Origin of the sequence: Leucobacter aridicollis (assembly GCF_013409595.1) — a bacterium.
GTDB classification, from domain to species: domain Bacteria; phylum Actinomycetota; class Actinomycetes; order Actinomycetales; family Microbacteriaceae; genus Leucobacter; species Leucobacter aridicollis.
In genome coordinates, this window is the sequence record NZ_JACCBD010000001.1 from 2,647,296 (window position 1) to 2,664,985 (window position 17,690).

16 protein-coding genes are annotated in these 17,690 nt (G+C 67.8%); 8 read left to right on the forward strand and 8 right to left on the reverse strand.

Going from position 1 to position 17,690, the window contains the following annotated elements:
• The first annotated feature begins 184 nt into the window (after positions 1 to 184).
• Positions 185 to 2,701 (forward strand): LuxR family transcriptional regulator, encoded by a 2,517-nt coding sequence (locus BJ960_RS17230; protein ID WP_221936308.1) that lies wholly within the window; start codon positions 185 to 187, stop codon positions 2,699 to 2,701.
• A gap of 484 nt (positions 2,702 to 3,185) precedes the next feature.
• Here BJ960_RS17230 and BJ960_RS12290 read toward each other — a convergent pair whose 3' ends face one another.
• Positions 3,186 to 4,673 (reverse strand): phytoene desaturase family protein, encoded by a 1,488-nt coding sequence (locus BJ960_RS12290; RefSeq protein WP_185987490.1) that lies wholly within the window; start codon positions 4,671 to 4,673, stop codon positions 3,186 to 3,188.
• Between the two features lie 33 nt (positions 4,674 to 4,706).
• Positions 4,707 to 5,816: a fatty acid desaturase family protein gene (locus BJ960_RS12295; protein WP_185987491.1), complete on the reverse strand. Its 1,110-nt coding sequence runs from the start codon at positions 5,814 to 5,816 to the stop codon at positions 4,707 to 4,709.
• Positions 5,817 to 5,976: 160 nt separating this feature from the next.
• Here BJ960_RS12295 and BJ960_RS16810 point away from each other — a divergent pair, with 160 nt between their 5' ends.
• Together BJ960_RS16810 and BJ960_RS12305 are read left to right on the forward strand one after the other, a co-directional pair.
• A complete protein-coding gene (locus BJ960_RS16810) occupies positions 5,977 to 6,573 on the forward strand; it encodes a GNAT family N-acetyltransferase (RefSeq protein WP_307814579.1) in 597 nt (198 codons plus the stop codon).
• A 60-nt stretch (positions 6,574 to 6,633) separates the two neighbouring features.
• A complete protein-coding gene (locus BJ960_RS12305; protein ID WP_185987493.1) occupies positions 6,634 to 8,148 on the forward strand; it encodes a SulP family inorganic anion transporter in 1,515 nt (504 codons plus the stop codon).
• A 93-nt stretch (positions 8,149 to 8,241) separates the two neighbouring features.
• Here BJ960_RS12305 and BJ960_RS12310 read toward each other — a convergent pair whose 3' ends face one another.
• A complete protein-coding gene (locus tag BJ960_RS12310) occupies positions 8,242 to 8,802 on the reverse strand; it encodes a hypothetical protein (protein WP_307814578.1) in 561 nt (186 codons plus the stop codon).
• A 233-nt stretch (positions 8,803 to 9,035) separates the two neighbouring features.
• On the opposite strand from BJ960_RS12310, the gene trxA reads away from it, so the two are divergent.
• On the forward strand, positions 9,036 to 9,434 hold the full coding sequence (gene trxA, locus BJ960_RS12315; protein ID WP_185987494.1) for a thioredoxin: 399 nt from the start codon (positions 9,036 to 9,038) through the stop codon (positions 9,432 to 9,434).
• Here trxA and BJ960_RS12320 read toward each other — a convergent pair.
• Genes BJ960_RS12320 through BJ960_RS12330 form a run of 3 tightly spaced genes read right to left on the reverse strand, consistent with a single transcriptional unit; the run spans position 9,431 to position 12,011 of the window.
• Positions 9,431 to 10,288: a metal ABC transporter permease gene (locus tag BJ960_RS12320; RefSeq protein WP_372430590.1), complete on the reverse strand. Its 858-nt coding sequence runs from the start codon at positions 10,286 to 10,288 to the stop codon at positions 9,431 to 9,433. The two genes, trxA and BJ960_RS12320, sit on opposite strands and share 4 nt — an antisense overlap.
• 5 nt (positions 10,289 to 10,293) lie before the next feature.
• The gene (locus BJ960_RS12325) at positions 10,294 to 11,037 is read right to left on the reverse strand and encodes a metal ABC transporter ATP-binding protein (protein WP_185987496.1); all 744 of its coding nucleotides are present in this window, start codon (positions 11,035 to 11,037) and stop codon (positions 10,294 to 10,296) included.
• A complete protein-coding gene (locus BJ960_RS12330; RefSeq protein WP_237463452.1) occupies positions 11,034 to 12,011 on the reverse strand; it encodes a metal ABC transporter substrate-binding protein in 978 nt (325 codons plus the stop codon). Before BJ960_RS12330 ends, BJ960_RS12325 begins: the two co-directional genes overlap by 4 nt.
• A gap of 289 nt (positions 12,012 to 12,300) precedes the next feature.
• Here BJ960_RS12330 and BJ960_RS12335 point away from each other — a divergent pair, with 289 nt between their 5' ends.
• Positions 12,301 to 12,552 (forward strand): hypothetical protein, encoded by a 252-nt coding sequence (locus BJ960_RS12335; RefSeq protein ID WP_185987497.1) that lies wholly within the window; start codon positions 12,301 to 12,303, stop codon positions 12,550 to 12,552.
• Between the two features lie 47 nt (positions 12,553 to 12,599).
• Positions 12,600 to 13,406 (forward strand): GIY-YIG nuclease family protein, encoded by an 807-nt coding sequence (locus BJ960_RS17235; protein ID WP_342354343.1) that lies wholly within the window; start codon positions 12,600 to 12,602, stop codon positions 13,404 to 13,406.
• 16 nt (positions 13,407 to 13,422) lie between these two features.
• Here BJ960_RS17235 and BJ960_RS12345 read toward each other — a convergent pair whose 3' ends face one another.
• Positions 13,423 to 13,884 carry a tRNA (cytidine(34)-2'-O)-methyltransferase gene (locus tag BJ960_RS12345; RefSeq protein ID WP_185987499.1) on the reverse strand — a complete coding sequence of 154 codons (462 nt, stop codon included), beginning with the start codon at positions 13,882 to 13,884 and terminating at the stop codon, positions 13,423 to 13,425.
• 484 nt (positions 13,885 to 14,368) lie between these two features.
• Between BJ960_RS12345 and BJ960_RS12350 the strand changes: the two genes are divergently transcribed.
• Positions 14,369 to 15,589: a serine hydrolase domain-containing protein gene (locus tag BJ960_RS12350; protein WP_185987500.1), complete on the forward strand. Its 1,221-nt coding sequence runs from the start codon at positions 14,369 to 14,371 to the stop codon at positions 15,587 to 15,589.
• A gap of 26 nt (positions 15,590 to 15,615) precedes the next feature.
• On the forward strand, positions 15,616 to 16,305 hold the full coding sequence (locus tag BJ960_RS12355) for a TetR/AcrR family transcriptional regulator (protein WP_185987501.1): 690 nt from the start codon (positions 15,616 to 15,618) through the stop codon (positions 16,303 to 16,305).
• Here the strand turns inward: BJ960_RS12355 and BJ960_RS12360 are convergent.
• Complete coding sequence (locus tag BJ960_RS12360; RefSeq protein ID WP_185987502.1) at positions 16,283 to 17,551, reverse strand: MFS transporter; 1,269 nt, start codon at positions 17,549 to 17,551, stop codon at positions 16,283 to 16,285. The genes BJ960_RS12355 and BJ960_RS12360 overlap by 23 nt on opposite strands.
• Positions 17,552 to 17,690 lie beyond the last annotated feature (139 nt).

Below are 17,690 nucleotides of genomic sequence, written 5' to 3' on the forward strand. Positions count from 1 at the left end.
ATCCTACCAATCGCAAATCTACCTTGGACGCGCGCGGTAGAATTGCAAGACAATCGCAACTTAGGTTCGGGCCCCAGCACTACTCGTCTGCGCCCTCGGGCCAAGAGGGAGGGGCTGAATTTTGCGCGCCAAAGAACTTGATACGCTACTCGCCCACGTTCGTGCACGGGAGACAGTTCGTCTCGTGGGCAGCCAGGAGCTCGGCAAGACCTCGCTCCTTGGCGACCTGGAGGCGTCGCTCGCCGCGCTCGGCTTCGACGTCCTGCGCATCGGCGCGGACCCCGCCCTGGCCCCGATCAAGTACGGGGCGCTGCGCGAGTCGTGGATCTCGTCCGATCGGTTTCATCAGAACAGCTCACCGGTCGAGCTCACTGCGATCCTCACCTCGGAACTCGCCCGATCTAGCAACTCGGTGCTCCTCATTGACGATGCCGAATGGCTCGATGTCGCCTCGGCGCAGGCGCTCGCACCGCTGATGAACCGCGGCATCGTCTCGGGCGTGCTCGCCTCCGCCCCGTTCCGGCAGCTGACCACCGAGCAGCGCGCGACGTCTCGCCTCATCCGGGCGGATGCCCGCGTCGAACTGCAAGCACTGAGTTTCGAACAGGTCGGGGTGCTCTCCGAGAGCATTCTCGGCGCCTACGTCAGCCCCGAGATCATCTCCGAGATCTTCTCGATGTCGTCAGGCATCACGGGCATCGCCGCGGACATTATTCGTGCCGCGCAGGCCGCAAACCTCATCGAGCCCGGTGCCGACCGGTGGGTGTCGTCACAGAGCCGGCTCTGGAGCGTTCACCTGGAGGAGACCGTCGAGCGTGCGTTCGCCCACCTCTCCGACGACGCGTTCAGGCTCTTGCACGCGCTCTCTCTCGCCGGCAGCATGCCCGCCGACCGCGTCCACGCGTACGACCCGGAATCGACGATCCTACTGACGCACCGCGGACTCGTCACAATGTTCCGAGATCCGCAAGGAGAGTCCAGGATCTCGCCTCGCCCCGCCCTCATCACCGACTTCTTCAGGCAGCGCCGAGTCGACGTGCTGCACCTCTCCGCCGTCGGGCTACTCGACGAGCTCTCGCGCATACCGGCGCCGCCACCGCTGTCGGCGGCGGCAACGCTCACCGAGTCACTCGCAGCGCGCACCGCGGCACAAGAGACCCACAACGCGGGGCTCGCCCGCTATATCCGGGAGGAGGCCGAGCAGCGACTCGCGCTCGCCGCCCAGGACTGGCGGCGACTCCCGAACCCGCCACACGCGATCGCGTACATCGACGCCCTGCTGCAAGCCGGCGGATACCAGGGCACGGCCTCCGAGGTCATCGAACACACGCCCGCGTCGTCGGAAAACGCCGTGGAGATGCTTCAGCTCGCCCTGCACGAGCAGCTCCTCGGCGCGGCAGGACGTCGTTCCAGTTCCCGACACACGGCGGCGCTCCGCGCGCACCACGCAGATTTCTCCCCCGCCCTCGACGCCTACGAGATGTACGTCAGGTTCTCGTCCGATGGCCTTACCCCTGAGGTTCGGCAGTGGCTCGACTCCCCCGCCTCAGATCCGGTCGGCTTCAGCCAGACCGTGGCCGACTACATTCACGCGTCGACTGGCCGGGTGCACCCGCTCTCGGACGCGCCAGATTCGCCTGCACGAATCCCGGTGCAGCGGTTGATCGCAGACCAGACTCACCTCATCACTGTTGTTCGGCACAGCGCGCTCGACGACTCGCTCGAGCGGCTGCTCGCCGACCCGATCAGCTTGCTGCCGGGCGACGATCCAGTCCCGTTCCTCGTCGACTCGTACGTGCGGTCACAGATCCTGCTCGGCCTCGGGCGGTTGTCCGAGGCCCGCTCGACACTCAGCCAGGCGCTGTCAGTCGGCAACCTCGATCTCCGATTCGCGGTGCTCTACGCGGCGATGCTGCGCTGGTCGGCGTTTCTCCACTACCGCGACGGCCGCACCGACATCGCAACCTCGCTGCTCAAGGAAAGCCGAGGGTACCCTGACCTGCGCGGCCCGATGCCAGGCATGCGCCCAGAGTTCGGCGACGCGCTCGAGGTGCTCTTCGAGAGCGGTCCGCGACAGGCGAGCGAGCGGTTCCTCGTCGAGGCGCAGGCCTGCCACGATCGGTCGTTCGTCGACGCGAGCTGGGCGATGGCGCGGTTCGCCTTTCAGCTGAACCCCACCGACGCAGCGCTCGACGTGCTCGACACCCTTGGAGAGCTCCAGAGCTATGCGTGGTCGACCCGCCTGTCGACGTTCGCGCGGGCAGCGCTCCGGCAAGACCCGCAGATCTTCAACTACATCTCGCGGCTCACAACGCTGTCAGAGATCTCGACGGCCGCCGACTTTCTCGAGGACATCGAGCGGGTGCACCGCGACCGCGGAACGAAGATCGATCCGCGCTACGTCGAGGCCGTGACCGAGGCGCGCCAGGCGTTTCACATGTTCCAGGAGCCGGTGGCGGTCAGGCCGCGGCCCGAGCACGTCTCGGCGGTTGAGTCGCTCACCCCGCGCGAGCTCGAGATCGCGCCGCTCACCGCTACCCTGAGTAATCGGGAAATCGCCGACCGGCTGACGCTCAGCATCCGCACCGTCGAGAATCACATCGCGCGATCCATGAAGAAGCTCGGCCTCTCGTCCCGTAAAGAGTTGAGCACGGCGCTCTCCTCCGCCGCGATCGCAGCCTCGGGCGTGGGTAGTGACTAGTGCAACCTCCCCTAGTTCCGGCCAGATCCGCACCTAAATACTCACGCAACGACTCGGTGCGCGGGGGTTCGACTACTTAAGAGTCGGGTTTTGTCACCCAATATCACTCAAATCACTCCCGCAGGAGATCGAACTCAAGTACTGTTTCATTAGTCCCTCAGTGAAGGACTTCTCACCCACATCGATGATGAGATACCTTTCCCCCAATGCGGTATCGGGTGAGACAGGTCTGGTGTGTGGGGAGTGGGCTTCCCCCCCATCGCTTCCCCCAAATATTGCGACTCTCCACACACCACACCGCCTCTTCTCCGGCAGTCCAGCCAGACACTGGCTCAGTCCCAGATCTCGGACGGCGCCCCAGCGCACTTCCGCCACAGGCGCGACGCCCGACGCGCGGTCCCGACGCTGCGATCTACGCACTCAGCGCGTGACGCCGCGGCTCACGCACGCAGTGCGTGAGCCGCCGCTCCCCGCACTCAGTGCGTCAGGACGACTCGCCGCCGAGCGCCAGCGATGGCGCCAGCGATGGCGCGTCGAGCCCGTACTCGTGCCTCAGCGCAGACTTCGCCGCGTACCAGCCGGCCAGCCCATGCACGCCGGGCCCCGGCGCGGTCGATGACGAGCACAGGTAGACGCCGCGCGCCGGCGTGCGCCAGGGCTCGTTCCCGAGCACCGGGCGCGCAAGCAGCTGCCGCATCGACACCTGCCCCGCGCTGAAGTCGCCGCCCACATAGTTGCGGTTCTCGCGCCCGAGTTCTGCGGCGGTCGTCACCCGCATCGCCGTCACGCGGTCACGCACACCGGGGGCGAACCGCTCGAGCTGGGCGAGTATGGTCTCCGTCACGTCTGCGGTCGAACCGCTCGGCACGTGGGTGTAGCTCGTCACCGCATGCACCCCAGCAGGGTTTCGTCCGGCATCAAACGCGCTCGGCTGCGCGAGCAACACGTACGGCCGGTCCGCGTGGCGGCCCCGTGCGATCTCCGCCTCGGCGGCGGCAATCTCATCCCGCGTGCCCCCGAGGTGCACCGTCGGCGCCTGCGCGACGCGCGGGTCGCGCCACGGAATCGGGCCATCAAGCACGAGATCAAGCTTCGCGGCGGCGTTGCCGTATCGGAACCGCGTCAGCCGCTTCCGGTACCCGGCCGGCAACGCGTCTCCGGCGATCTCGACGAGCCCGCGCGCGGACGTGTCACACAGTGTGACGTCGAAGGCCGAAAGCTCGTCGAGGTGCGTGATCGGCCGTCCGAGCTCGATGCGCCCGCCGTGCGCAAGGAGGTCTGCGGCGAGCGCGTCCGTGATGGCTTGCGAGCCCCCGACGGGCACCGGCCAGCCCGACGCGTGACCGAGCGCGCCGAGCACGAACGCGACCCCCGCGTGCGTGAGCGCCGGCATGCGACCGATGCTGTGCGCCGCGACGCCTGCGATCAACGCGGGAGCAACCTGCTCGCTGAACCGAAGCCCCCACAGTGGGGTTCCCTGCTCCAGGGTTCGCGCGCCGAATGCTGCGGCGCCGAATAGGTCCCGCGGCCACCGCAGCACCGGCCCGCCGAGCGCGACGTCGAGCACGCCTTCGAGCCGGTCGAGCAGCGGCCTGTAGAGCCGCGCGTACGCTGCGCCGTCACGCCCGAGCTCACTCGCCGTGCGCTCGATATCCCGGTAGGCGATCGCGGCGTCCGCCCCCGCGGCGCCGTCAAGGGGGTGCGCGTACGAGGCCTCGGGCGTCACGAAATCGACGCGCCGCGTCAGCTCAAACTCGCGGAAGAACCCCGTCGCCAGCGCCATCGGGTGGATCGCCGAACACACGTCGTGCACAACACCGGGCGCCACGTGCGAGAGGGTTCGCGCGCCGCCCCCGAGGGTCTCCATGGCTTCGAAGACGGTGACGGGGATCCCGGCGCGCGCGAGCGTCACCGCGGCGGCGAGGCCGTTCGGCCCCGAGCCAACGACGGCTGCTCCGAGTGAGGATCGCATGATCCCTGAGTGTAGCGGCGTACGCCGCCCAGGTCAGGCTTTCCGGTAGGTTGCCGTGATCGGGCACTCGAACGGGTCGCGCGCGGCGAGCCCCACGCGGTTCAGGTACTCGATCACGATCGCGTACGACCGCAGCAGCGAGGTCTCGGTGTAAGGGACGCCGAGCTTCTCGCAGTGCTCGCGCACGAGCAGGCGCACCTTCGACAGGTTCGGCCGCGCCATGCTCGGGAACAGGTGGTGCTCCACCTGGTAGTTCAGGCCGCCCATGAGCGAGGTCGCCCACCAGCCGCCGCGAATGTTGCGCGACGTGCGCACCTGCTTCGAGAAGAAATCAAGCTTCGCATCGTGCGCGATGACAGGCATCCCCTTGTGGTTCGGTGCGAACGACGCCCCCATGTAGACGCCGAACACGGCGAGCTGAACGCCGATGAACGCGAATGCCATGCCCAGCGGCAGGAACATGAATACCGGCACGAGGATGATGACAAAACGGGCAACGATGATGGGCAGCTCGATCCACCGACCCTTCACCGGGCCGCGCTGCAGCAGGTAGGCGATCGAGTGGCGGTGCAGGTTCAGGCCCTCAAGCGTGAGCAGCGGGAAGAACAGCCACCCCTGCCGCTGCGTGAGAAACCGGAGGAAACCGCGCGCCTTCACTGCGTCCTCCTCGATAAAGGAAATCGTGTCGATCTCAATATCCGGGTCCTTGCCGACCCGATTCGGGTTTGCGTGGTGCCGCGTGTGCTTTGAATCCCACCACGCGTAGCTCATGCCGATGCTCGCCGCGAGGATGCGAGCGAGTCGATCGTTCGCGGGCCCACTCGACAGGATCTGTCGGTGCGCGGCCTCGTGCGTGAGGAATGCGATCTGGGTGAAGAGCAGGGCGTAGGCCGCCGCCATGAGCAGCTGAAACCAGGAGTCCCCGAGCAGGATCGACCCCGCGGTCGTCGCCGCGAGACCGACCGCGATGGCGACACCGACGAGCCCGTAGAACCAGGGGGCGCGGGCGAACAGCCCCGACTCGCGCGCGATCTGCGAGAGCGTCGTGTACGCCTTCGCGACCGGCGGGAAGTCCTCGGCTCGTGCGCGCGTGTAGCGGAGCGGGCCGAGGCCGTCGAGGGTAGGGGCAACGGTCGTTGTCATGGTCAGCACCCATTCGGTTGCGAGGGCCCGAACGAGCCACTCTGATCAAGCCACTGGCGGTTGCCGATCGCTTCGCTCACACTATCCAGCGCACCATGCAAAATGCCGTACATGCCCCCTTCGCGCGGACCGGCGGCGCCCGGCAGGTACACTTGCGGTCGTGTCAGCCGATTCAACACCCCAGCCCGCATTCCGTTCGCTCGCCTGGCCGCTGCAGACGGAGCGGCTCTCGCTTCGCCCCGCCGAGCTCGCGGACGCCGAGGCCCTGTGGGTGCACCGGCAGCTTCCCGAGGTCGGCAAGTGGCTCGGGTGGCATCCCGTCGACCACGCCGATTGGATGGCGACGTACCCGGACAAGTACCTCGACACCCTCGTCGTCGAGCTCGACGGCCGCATCGTCGGCGACATCATGCTGTCCACGGGCGACGGCTGGGGTCAGCGCGAGGTGCGCGACCAGGCGGCGGGTGTGCAAGCCGAGCTCGGGTGGACGTTCTCGCCCGAGGTCGCCGGCCGCGGCCTCGCGACCGAGGCCGTCCGCGCCGTGATCGCGCTGTGCTTCACCGATCTCGGTCTCCGCAGGGTCGAGGCCGGCGCGTTCGCCGACAACACGCCGTCGTGGCGTCTCATGGAGCGCGTCGGAATGCGGCGCGAGTCGTACTCGGTCCGCGACTCCCTCCACCGGGATCTCGGGTGGATTGACGGCGTTCTGTACGCCCTCCTCGCCGATGAGTGGGCCGCGCTGCACCAGGCGCCCTAGGGGGGTCGCCGGAGCGGCTCGCCCGCTCGACCGATCCCCCACCGCGCCCGAAAGGATCCCATGGCTCTGCCCGCCGCCCAGCCCCAGCCCGGTCCCGCAAGACCCCGGAGTGGCTCGCCGACCACCCTGCAGGCGCTGCGCTCCCCCAGGCTCCTCCTGCGCGAGGCGCTCGCCGGCCTTGTCGTCGCGCTCGCGCTGATCCCTGAGGCGATCGCGTTCTCGGTCATCGCGGGCGTCGACCCGAAGGTGGGACTGTTCTCGTCCTTTGTGATGGCCGTCTCGATCGCCTTCCTCGGTGGCAGGCCGGCGATGATCACCGCCGCGACCGGCGCCGTCGCCCTCGTCATCGCGCCGGTCATGCGCGACCATGGCTTCGACTACTTCATCGCCACGGTCCTGCTCGCCGGCGCGCTGCAGATTGTGCTCGCGGCCCTCGGTGTTGCGAAGCTCATGCGGTTCATCCCGCGCAGCGTCATGGTCGGCTTCGTGAACGCGCTCGCCCTGCTCGTGTTCGGCGCCCAGCTGCCCGAGCTCATCGGCGTCCCCTGGGCCGTCTACCCGCTCGTCGCGGCCGGGATCCTCATCATGGTCTTCATGCCGAAGATCACGAAGGCGGTGCCGGCGCCGCTCGTGTCGGTGATCATCGTCACCGCCGCGGCGGTCGTGTTCGCGATCAACGTCCCGACTGTCGGCGACAAGGGCGATCTGCCCGACAGCCTTCCCGAGTTCTTCTTCCCGAATGTTCCCATGACGTGGGAGACGCTCAGCATCATCGGCCCGTTCGCGCTCGGCATGGCGCTCGTCGGGCTCATGGAATCGCTCCTCACCGCGAAGCTCGTCGACGACATCACCGACACCCCCTCCAACAAGACGCGCGAGACGTGGGCGCAGGGCGTCGCGAATCTGCTCGCCGGAATGTTCGGCGGGATGGGCGGTTGCGCGGTCGTCGGGCAGACAATGATCAACGTGAAGGTGTCCGGCGCCCGCACCCGCATCTCAACGTTTCTCGCGGGCGCGTTCCTGCTGATCCTGATCCTCGTGCTCGGCGACCTCGTCTCGCTCATCCCGATGGCGGCGCTCGTCGCCGTGATGATCATGGTGTCGGTCGCTGCGTTCGATTGGCACTCGATTGCCCCGAGCACGCTCCGCCGGCTCCCAAAGAGCGAGACCTTCGTGATGGTGGCGACCGTTGCCGTGGTGCTTGCGACGCACAACCTCGCGATCGGCGTGATCGCCGGGGTCGTCGTCGCGGCGGTGCTGTTCGTTCGTCGCGTCGCGCACGTCGTCGCCGTCGAGCGTGAACCCGGCGACGAGTCCGTCACGTACCGCGTGACGGGCGAGCTGTTCTTCGCGTCCAGCAATGACCTCACGACCATGTTCGACTACGCGGGCGACCCGCCGCGCATCATCATCGATATGAGCGCGGCCCACGTCTGGGACGCTTCCTCGGTCGCCGCGCTCGACGCAATCACGACGAAGTACGCGCGGCGCGGCGCGACGGTCGAGCTTGTCGGCATGAACGCGGCGACGCGCACGCTGCACGAGCGCCTGTCCGGCGGCCTCGGGGTCGAATAACGCCGGGCGCTGTCCGGCCGAATCTGGCGGCTCCCCCCACGGTTCGCGACGCGCTCGGACCTGCGGGGCTCCGCGGGTCAGCAGATCAGCCGATCAACGGGCGAGCTCCGCGGCCGCGCCTCGCGCGCCCGCGCGCCGGTTCGTCGGCATCGGACACGCGACCTGACCGCTCAGACGCCAAACGAGTGCGACGCCGGTCAGGATCAGCGCCGCGACCGCGAGCACCGGTTGGAGTGGCGCGAACCAGGTGATCGCGCCGGAGTAGCCGAGCGCGATGAGGGCGATCTTGTTGCACACCGGGCACCCGACCGCGAACCAGGTGAGTACGCCGCCGGCGAGGCCCATGCGCGTGCTTTTCCGCTCCGCCGGGGTCTCGTCGACCGCTCCCGTCCCCGCGGGCCGCATGTAGGTCGCGGTGAGCAGACCGACACCGATCGCGGTCAGGATCCACACCGGGTAGTTCCACCACACCGTCTCGATCTCCCGAGCGAACCACGGATTCGGGATCAGCACTGTCGCGACCCCAACCAGCACAGCGAACGCGGCGGCGACCGCGGCCGCGACGAGCAGCTGTCGCGGCCCCCAGGCGCGCAACGCCCGCAGCGCGAGCGCTCCCCGCTGACGCATCGCGCCGACGCTTCTGCCTCTGCCCACGGCACCGATCCTTCCCCACCCGCTAGCGCGGCGGACTCACCGAGCCGCGGGACGGCCCGCGCGCTCGACAGTGTTGCTGAGTAATGTACGCGGCCCGAGCTTGAATAGTCCTGTGCGCCAGTCGGCCCGCGCGGTTTAGCCATCGGAGAACACCGCTCCCCGGCGCGGGCGGTCGCCCCGTACGCTGGAAGAAACAGAGAGGGGACCGGCGAGATTCCTCGCCGCCAAGCACTATGAGTACAGTCGAAATCACCAAAGACAACCTCGAGCAGACCATCGGCACGGACGGGATCGTGCTGCTCGATTTCTGGGCTGCCTGGTGCGGGCCGTGCCGCTCGTTCGCCCCCGTCTTCGAGACCGCCTCCGAGGCGAACTCGGACATCGTGTTCGGCAAGATCGACACCGAAGCCGAGCAGGAGCTCGCGGGCATGTTCGGCATCACCTCGATTCCGACGATTATGGCGTTCCGCGACGGCATCAACGTGTTCGCGCAGGCCGGCGCGTTGCCCGCTCGGACGCTCGACCAGCTCATCGACGCCGTCCGCGGCCTCGACATGGACGACGTGCGGGCCCAGCTCGCGAAGCAGACCGAGGGTGAGCCCACCGTCGCCCCGGAGGCCGACGCGAACTAACCCTTCTGCCGCCGTCGCCGTCGGGCGAGCAGCCGCGTGCCGATGAGTCCGTGCCGCGGGCTGAACAGGTAGACGAACGCGAAGACGGTGCCCTGCGCGAGCACGACCATGCCGCCAGAGGCCGTGTCAAGGTAGTAGCTGCAGTACAGCCCGGCGATCGCGCAGGCGGCAGAGATCGCCGGCGCGATCACGAGCATCCGCGAGAACCGGTCGGTGAGCAGGTAGGCCGTGGCGCCCGGAATGATGAGCATCGCGACGACGAGCACCACGCCGACCGCCTGCAGCGCCACGACCGAGGTGAGCGCGAGGAGCCCGAGCAGCGCGGCCCCGAGCAGGCGCGGGTTCAGCCCGATCGCGTGCGCGTGGGTCGGGTCGAACGCGAACAGGGTGAAGTCGCGCCGCTTTGCGACAAGCACCACGAGCGTGACGGCGCCGAGCACGACGATCTGGAGCAGGTCACCCTCGGAAACGCCGAGCAGGTTGCCGAAGATGATGTGGTTGAGGTCGGTCTGCGAGGGCGTCACTGAGATGAGCACGAGGCCGAGGGCGAAGAGCGTGGTGAACACGATCCCGATCGCCGCGTCTTCCTTCACCCGGCTCGTGTCTCTGACCGCGCCGATGAGCGCGACCGCGAGGAAGCCGAACAGCACCGCCCCGAGCGCAAAGGGCGCGCCGACGATGTAGGCGAGCACGACGCCGGGGAGCACGGCGTGCGAGACGGCGTCGCCCATCAGCGACCACCCGATGAGCACCAGCCAGCACGACAGCACCGCGCACACCACCGCCGCGATGAGCGTCGTCGCGAGCGCGCGCACCATGAAGTCGTAGCTCAGGGGCTCGAGGACGATATCGATGAGGTTCACTGCTCGGTCCCCCTGTCGAGGACGTCGAGCCCGAACGCGAGCGCGAGGTTCTCTGGTCGCAGTACGGCGTCGGGGGGACCGTGCATGAGCACACGACGCATGAGCAGGATCGCCTCGTCCGCGAGGCTCGGCAGGGCATGCAGATCGTGCGTCGAGACGAGGATCGTTGCCCCCTCGCCGGCGAGCTCGCGCAGCAGTCGGGTGATTGTCGCCTCCGAGCGTTTGTCGACGCCGGCGAATGGCTCGTCGAGCAGCAGGGTTGTCGCCCCCTGCGCGATCCCGCGCGCGACGAACGTCCGCTTCTTCTGCCCGCCCGATAGCTGGCCGATCTGCCGATCGGCAAAGTCCGTGAGCTCGACGCGTTCGAGCGCGTGATCGACGGCGCGCTGGTCCGCGGCCTTCGGCCGGCGCGTCGGCCCCATCTTGCCGTAGCGGCCGGTCATGACGACGTCACGCACCGACAGCGGGAAGCCCCAATCCACGTCCTCGCTCTGCGGCACGTAACCGACCGCGCCCGTCTTGCGCATCCGAGCCGGGCTCTGCCCGTCGATCCGCACCGAGCCGCGATCGGGTCGGACCATGCCCATGATTGTCTTGAACAGGGTCGACTTGCCAGAGCCGTTCATGCCGACGAGCCCGCAGACGCGGCCGCGTTCGAGCGTCAGCGATGCCCCGTCGAGCGCGAGCACCTCGCCGTAGTGCACCGTCACGTCGTCGACGACGATCGCCGGGGCGCTCACTGCTGCCCGCCCGAGAGCGCAGCGACGATCGCGTCGGCGTCGTGCCGGATGAGATCCAGATAGGTCGGCACGGGCCCATCCGCCTCCGAGAGCGAATCGACGTAGAGCACGTCGCCAAGCGTGGCGTCGGTCGCCTCCACGACCTGCCGCATCGGAGCGTCCGACACCGTCGACTCGCAGAACACGGCCGGGACATCGTTCTCGCGCACGAATTCGATCGCCGAGGCGATCTGCCGTGGCGTCGCCTGCTGCTCAGCGTTCACCGCCCAGATGTACTTCTCGGTGAGCCGGGCGTCGCGGGCCAGATACGAGAACGCTCCCTCGCAGGTGACGAGTGCCCGTTGCTGTCTCGGCAGGGCTTCGAGGGACTGCACGAGCTCATCCTGCACATCCTGCAGTTCGGTCTTGTACGCCTGCGCGTTTGCCGCGTATGCCTCGGCGTGTGCCGGGTCGATGCGCGTGAATGCCTCGGCCATGTTGTCGACGTAGACCTGCACGTTGAGCGGGCTCATCCACGCGTGGGGATTCGGCATGCCGCTGTAGGCGTCCTCGCGGATGTCGATCGGTTCGATCCCGTCGCTCACGACCGCGTGCGGCACGTCGAGGCCGCTCACGAACTGTTCGAACCAGGCTTCCAGCCCCATCCCGTTGTCGAGGATGAGGTCGGCCTCGCTCGCCCGGCGAATGTCGCCGGGCGTCGGCTCGTAGCCGTGAATCTCGGCGCCCACCTTGGTGATGGATTCGACGCGCAGGTGGCCGCCGGCGACGTTCTCGGCGATATCCGCGAGCACGGTGAACGTCGTGAGCACGACGGGCCGGGCGTCGGCGTCGCTGCCGCGAGCCTCGCCGCCACTGGCGCCGGACTGGCTGCCGGTGCTCGGGCCCGCGCAGCCGGCGAGGAGGAGCGTCGCGGCCGCGACTGCGGCTGCGAAGAACGTGTGCTTCAGGCTCCAAGGGGAGGGAATGGGTGGCAAGTTGACCTCCGTGGGTAGTGAGATATTGACCTATCGACGTGGAAATTCGACAAAGGCAACTATAGAGTTCGGACTGTCGAACTTGCAAGCCCATAGAAGCGAACTCCGGAGTTGCCCGCTCCCGCCATGAAGGAACGGGGCCGAGTTCCACCTCTCACGCATTCCGAATGCAACCCTGTCGCGATAGCGTGAGTGAAAGTGGCAGCTTGGGACACGCCGCGTCACGCAGCCAGCAAGCGCCAGTGATGCCATAGCCAACGGGTGGCGCTCAAGACTCAGGAGATACGACATGAAGAACCGACCATCTGAAATAGCGCAAGGCGCCGGCGGTCAGCCAGGCTTCGGCCTCACGCCACGTCAGGAGATCATCGAAATCGATGTTCCGCCTCACGGCACTCCGGCGCTTCAGGCGAGTCTCACATCAGCCCTTGCCGGGCGGCCGCTACACAGAATTGTGGCACTGACGATGGCGACTTACGGCGAGTTTCCGCTGCACTACCGCCTATTGGTCGTTATCGAGTATCTCCAGGGGCAGCAATGACGTTGCACGAAGCGATGCGTCAGGCCCTGCGGGCTGCGGGTCGCGGTATGACCGCAGCAGAAATCGCATTGGCCGTCAACGCAGGCGAGAGCTACCGAAATCGCGACGGCTCTCCAGTGGCTGCCTCGCAGGTCGCACTTCGGGCGAGTAACTACTCGCACCTGTTCGATCGGGAGGGCGCGCAAATCTTCTTGGCTAGTGACGCATGGGGCGACACTGCCCCGGCGCTTCAGACGGGAACTGCGGAAGCTCAAGCGCACCGGGTGGCCCGAGCAGAACTCACTCGCGTTCAGCCAACGCCGTCTGACGACCTCCGCCGACTCGTCTATGCCGGCTCATTCATCTCCGCCGCGGACGCAGACGTCCACGTCCCGCCTTCACCAGGACTCTACGCAATTCGACTCGCAGACGACGCCGCGTTGCCGCGAGAATTCGCTGAACTTGCACTGACCCGGGGCCATCGGATTGCATATGTGGGCAAGGCCACCACGAGCCTCCGGACCCGATTAGTCAGCCAGGAGCTTCGCGCCAGGGGTCACGGAACGTTCTTCCGAAGCATTGGAGCAGTGCTCGGGTTCAGGCCAGCACCGGGGAGCATGGCCGGAAGGAAGAACGGGCGCAATTACGGTTTCGTGCCAGCTGACGAGGCAGCGATCATTCGCTGGATCAACAACAACATGCTCGTCAATTGGGTTGAGGTTGACCCCGAGCTTCAGCGCAGTAGTGAGGCGCGCCTGATCCGGCAGCATTGTCCGGTATTCAATCTCGCCGGGAACCCGGAGGCTTCCACGCGACTATTGGCGCTGCGCGCAGAGTGCGTCCGCATCGCTAGTGCCGCGGCCTCGGGTCCTTAAGTTCACGGAAAGGGCGCTAGGCCGCGCCGACGAATCCCTGCTGCCTCCACGCCTCGTAGCTGGCAATCGCGGCGCAGTTTGCGAGGTTCATGGAGCGCGGTCCGGGAAGCATCGGGATGCGCAGACTGTCCGTAATCGCTTCGTGGTCGAGGATCTCCTGGGGCAGCCCGGTCGGCTCAGGCCCGAAGAGGAGCACGTCAGTCGGCTCATATGCCACATCCGTGTAGTGCCGAGTGGTGTGAGCGGTGAACGCAAACACCCGTGCTGGCGCGAGCGCAGCGATCGCCGCGTCGAAGGAGTCGTGAAGGTGCACGACTGCAAGGTCGTGATAGTCGAGGCCCGCACGCTTGAGCTTTGAGTCTTCGAAGTCAAACAGCGGGTTGACGATGTGGAGCTCGGCGCCGGTGCCGGCGGCCAATCGAATCGTGTTACCGGTGTTTCCGGCGATGCGGGGCTCGAAGAAAAGGATGCGGGTCACCCACACAGGATACTCCTCGCGGTCGTGCACACAGGTTCAGACCGGCGTCCCGCCCGGGCAACCGGGGCCTCATCTCCAGCAGCGCCTTCACCTGGGATCCGCAGTTCGAATCCCGCACCTCACCCAAATCGACAGGTGAATTGCAGATCCCATTGGCTGCAGCTGCCCCGGCTGTTGCTGCAGGCGCACTCGCCCAGCCCATGCATCTGAGATCTGCACACCTAATACCTCAGAGCCAGCGGATTGGCATCGCAATCGCAGATCCCATTGGTACGACCGGAAGCGTGCGGGTACGGCCGGAAGGATGCAACCTACGGCAGAAATCTAGCGGGCCACCGGCTGAAGCGCGCGGGCCACGGGCTGAGGCGCGCTCGCCGAGAGCCAACACCCCCACCCCTCCCGTCACCACTGGTGACACCGCAGGTGACAGCCTCTACACTGGGGAGCATTCAGCATCGCTGAACCACGTGAGCAGAGGAGCACCATGAGAACTAGCCGCGCACTCGGTCTCGCCGCGACCCTCGGGGCAGCCGTAGCGGGAGCCGCCTGGATCTGGCGACACCAGGGCGACATTGCATTCAGTCGCCCTGTCAACGAGTGGACGTTTACTCACATGGACCGGGTCATGCCGACCGAGACGGTTCACCGGCCGGCCGCGCCCAGTCCCCTGAACACGAGCCGCACACCGCTCGGCGTTGCAGGGATCCGCTACGAGTTCGACGGCCGCCGGTACTCGATCCCGGAGCTGCACCAGCGCACCCACACCACTGCATTTCTTGTTGCGCACCGCGGCGAGATCGTCCACGAGAGCTACCCGGGAAGATTCGCGAGCCCGACCGCGAAATTCCAGCTGTTCTCGCTCACGAAGTCGGTCACCTCAATGCTTGTCGGCATCGCCCTCGAACGCGGTGAGATCGGCGCGATCACCGACGACGTCATCGACTACGTTCCCTCGCTCAAGGGTTCGGGCTACGACGGGGTCACGCTCGAACACCTGCTGAACATGTCGAGCGGCGTCGGCGGCGTCGAGGCTTGGACGGTGCCCGACGCGCCAATCAAACAGTTCGAGGAGGCGGTCACCACCGGCGGCTCGGTGCTCGACGTAATCCGCGCGCTCCCCCGGCTGCGCGAGCCCGGTACGGCGTTCAACTACTCAACGATCGACACGCACGTCATCGGGTGGGTGCTCGAGGCTGCCACCGGCCACACGCTCGCCCAGTACGCGACCGAGCGACTCTGGCGACCGATGGGCGCCGAGTCCGACGCGTTCTACTTCCTCACCCGAGGCAAGCCGCGCACCGCGCTCGGCGGCGGCTCGCTGAACGCCACCGTCAGGGATCTCGCGCGGGTCGGCGCCATGATGGCCGCGGGCGGCCGCGTCGGCGACACTCAGCTGGTGCCCGAAGCGTGGGTGTCGAGGAGCCGCGGGTCCGACCTCCCCCAGTTTCAGGCGGGCGCCCTCCTCGGAGGAGGCGGGGCCGCGCATTACGGCTACTCGAACCAGTGGTGGACCGTCGGCGGCGAGCGACGCGCCTACACTGGCCTCGGAGTGCACGGCCAGTTCCTGTGGATTGATCCTGACAGCGAAACAGTCATCGTCAAGACGAGCGCCTGGAACGATCCCGACGACGACGCACGCGACGCCGAGACCTGCGCCGCGCTCGCCGCGGTTGTGGCGGCCGTCGTCGAGTCGGCGGAGCGCTGAGGGCGCCGCCCGGTAGGCTCAGTCCCATGCCCGCTTCGCCCGCTGAGACGCCCGCAGCCCAGCCGCCCCGAGTGCAGCTCTCAGCGCCCGTCATCTTGGACGCCGCGGCAATCATTGTCGAGCGGGAAGGGCCGGCGGCGCTCACGCTACGCAAGCTCGGCACGGAGCTCGGGGTCAATCACACGGCGGTCCTCCGACACTTCACCGGCAAGGATCAGATCGTGCTCGGGCTTGCCGAGCGCGTCCTCGAGCAGGCGCTCGACGGCTTCATGCCAAACGGCGACTGGGACGACGCGTTTGCCCAGCTCGCTCGCCGGGTGCGAGAGGCATACCTCGTGCATCCCGGGATCGCCTCGCTCGTCGCGGCACGGGTGTCACGCAGCCCGGCTGAGTTTCGGGGCGCCGACCTCGTGCTCGCAACGTTTGAGCGGGCGGGGTTCACGGGCCGCGATGCCGCGGTCCTCTACCGCACCGTCACGGATCTCACGCTCGCGCTCACCGCGTACGAGGCGTCGGTGCTTGCGCTCGACCCAGCGGCTCGCGCCGGCGATGAACTCGCGATGCAGCGGGAGTACCTGCTCGCGTCGGCCGGGGAATTCCCGCATCTCGCACAGGCGGCTCCGGATCTCGCGGGCATCTCCAGCGACGAGATCTTTGAATCGGCACTGAGCCTTGTGATCGACGGGATCAGGTTCAGGCGCGCTCAGCAGCGCTAGCGGTCGTGTCGCCAGGCGCGGGCGGCACGGGCTGCACGGGCTGCGCTGTATCGGCGGGGCCGACTTCAACGGCCTCTCCGCGAGACTCCGAACTGTTGGGCGACGGCACCCGAGCCGCGAGCCGAGCCAGTGGCACGAGCGCGAGCACGCCGAGGCCGAGAAGCGCTGCGGCGAGGCCCCACGGACCGACGACGTCGAGGGTTGCGCCGATGACGGCAGGCCCGATGCCCGTGCCGAGCGCAACTGCGCCGGCGGTCGCCGCGACGAGTCTGCCGCTGCGGTCGAGTCCAGCTGCGAGCGCGAGGATCTGCACGAGGAGCGCGAGGTAACACACCTGCCACAGGCTCGTCGCGATCGCGAACACGGTTCCGCTCTCGGTGACGACGACGAGCGTGCGGGCTGCAAATTCGACCGCGGCGACTGCGACAAGGCCGGTGACCCTGCCGAGGCGCAGCGACGCGAGGGTGCCAAGCGGCACACCGATGAGGGCGGCGAGCGCCGCGACGCTGAGCGTGAGCGAGGCGGCCCCGTCTGAGAGCTCCGCGTGCCGCATGCCGAAGACCGCGGCGTACGACCACGTGCCCTGCTCGACGACGCCGAACGCGAGCACGGCCCCGAGGAACAGGAGGGAGGGGCGCGGGCCGGTCTGCGCGGCGTCGTCGCCTGGGCGTTCGGGGAGTCCACGCACGCCCCACAGCCCGAGCGCGCAGCACGCCGCGAGCACAGCGAAGCCTGCGGTGCCACCGCCCAGCTCGTTCGCGTACGAGACGGCGAGGATGAGCACCGCGGTCGCGAGGGTCGCGACGAGGACGGTTCGAAACGTCGCGCGGTCGACGTCAGCGGTGGATCCAAGGGCAGCGGTGCCGGCGGCGAAGACCGCCCCGAGCCCGACTCCCGCAAGAATATTCGCGCTGACGAGTACCCCGACCGACGGGCTCAGCCACGCGGCCACGAAGCCGATCGTGGCAAGCAGGAGCCCGACTTGGGCAAGCTGCACACGGCCGGAGCGGGACGCCCGTGCGCTCAGGAGCAGCGTGACGACGGCAGTAGCGAGGAGTTGCGCCGCCGCGACCATGCCGGCCGCGGTGTCGGTCAGGCCGAAGCGCTCACCGAAGCCGGCGAGTAGCGCCGGCATGACGTTGCCGCCCACGTTGCCGAGGGTCGTTCCGCACGCGAGGGCGACGAGCGCGGCGGCGCCCAGTCCCCCGACTGGCGCCGCCCGCTTCGGGCTTCCCGCTGTTGCCATGATTGAGTGCTCCCTTGCGCTACGGCGTCCCCCGATGCCGTGTAACCATTGGTGACACCAATGCTCTCACATGATTCATCGTGCGCAAAGCTCGGGAGCCCGCCCCTGTCCGCGGAGCCCCCTCCTGGCCGCTACACTC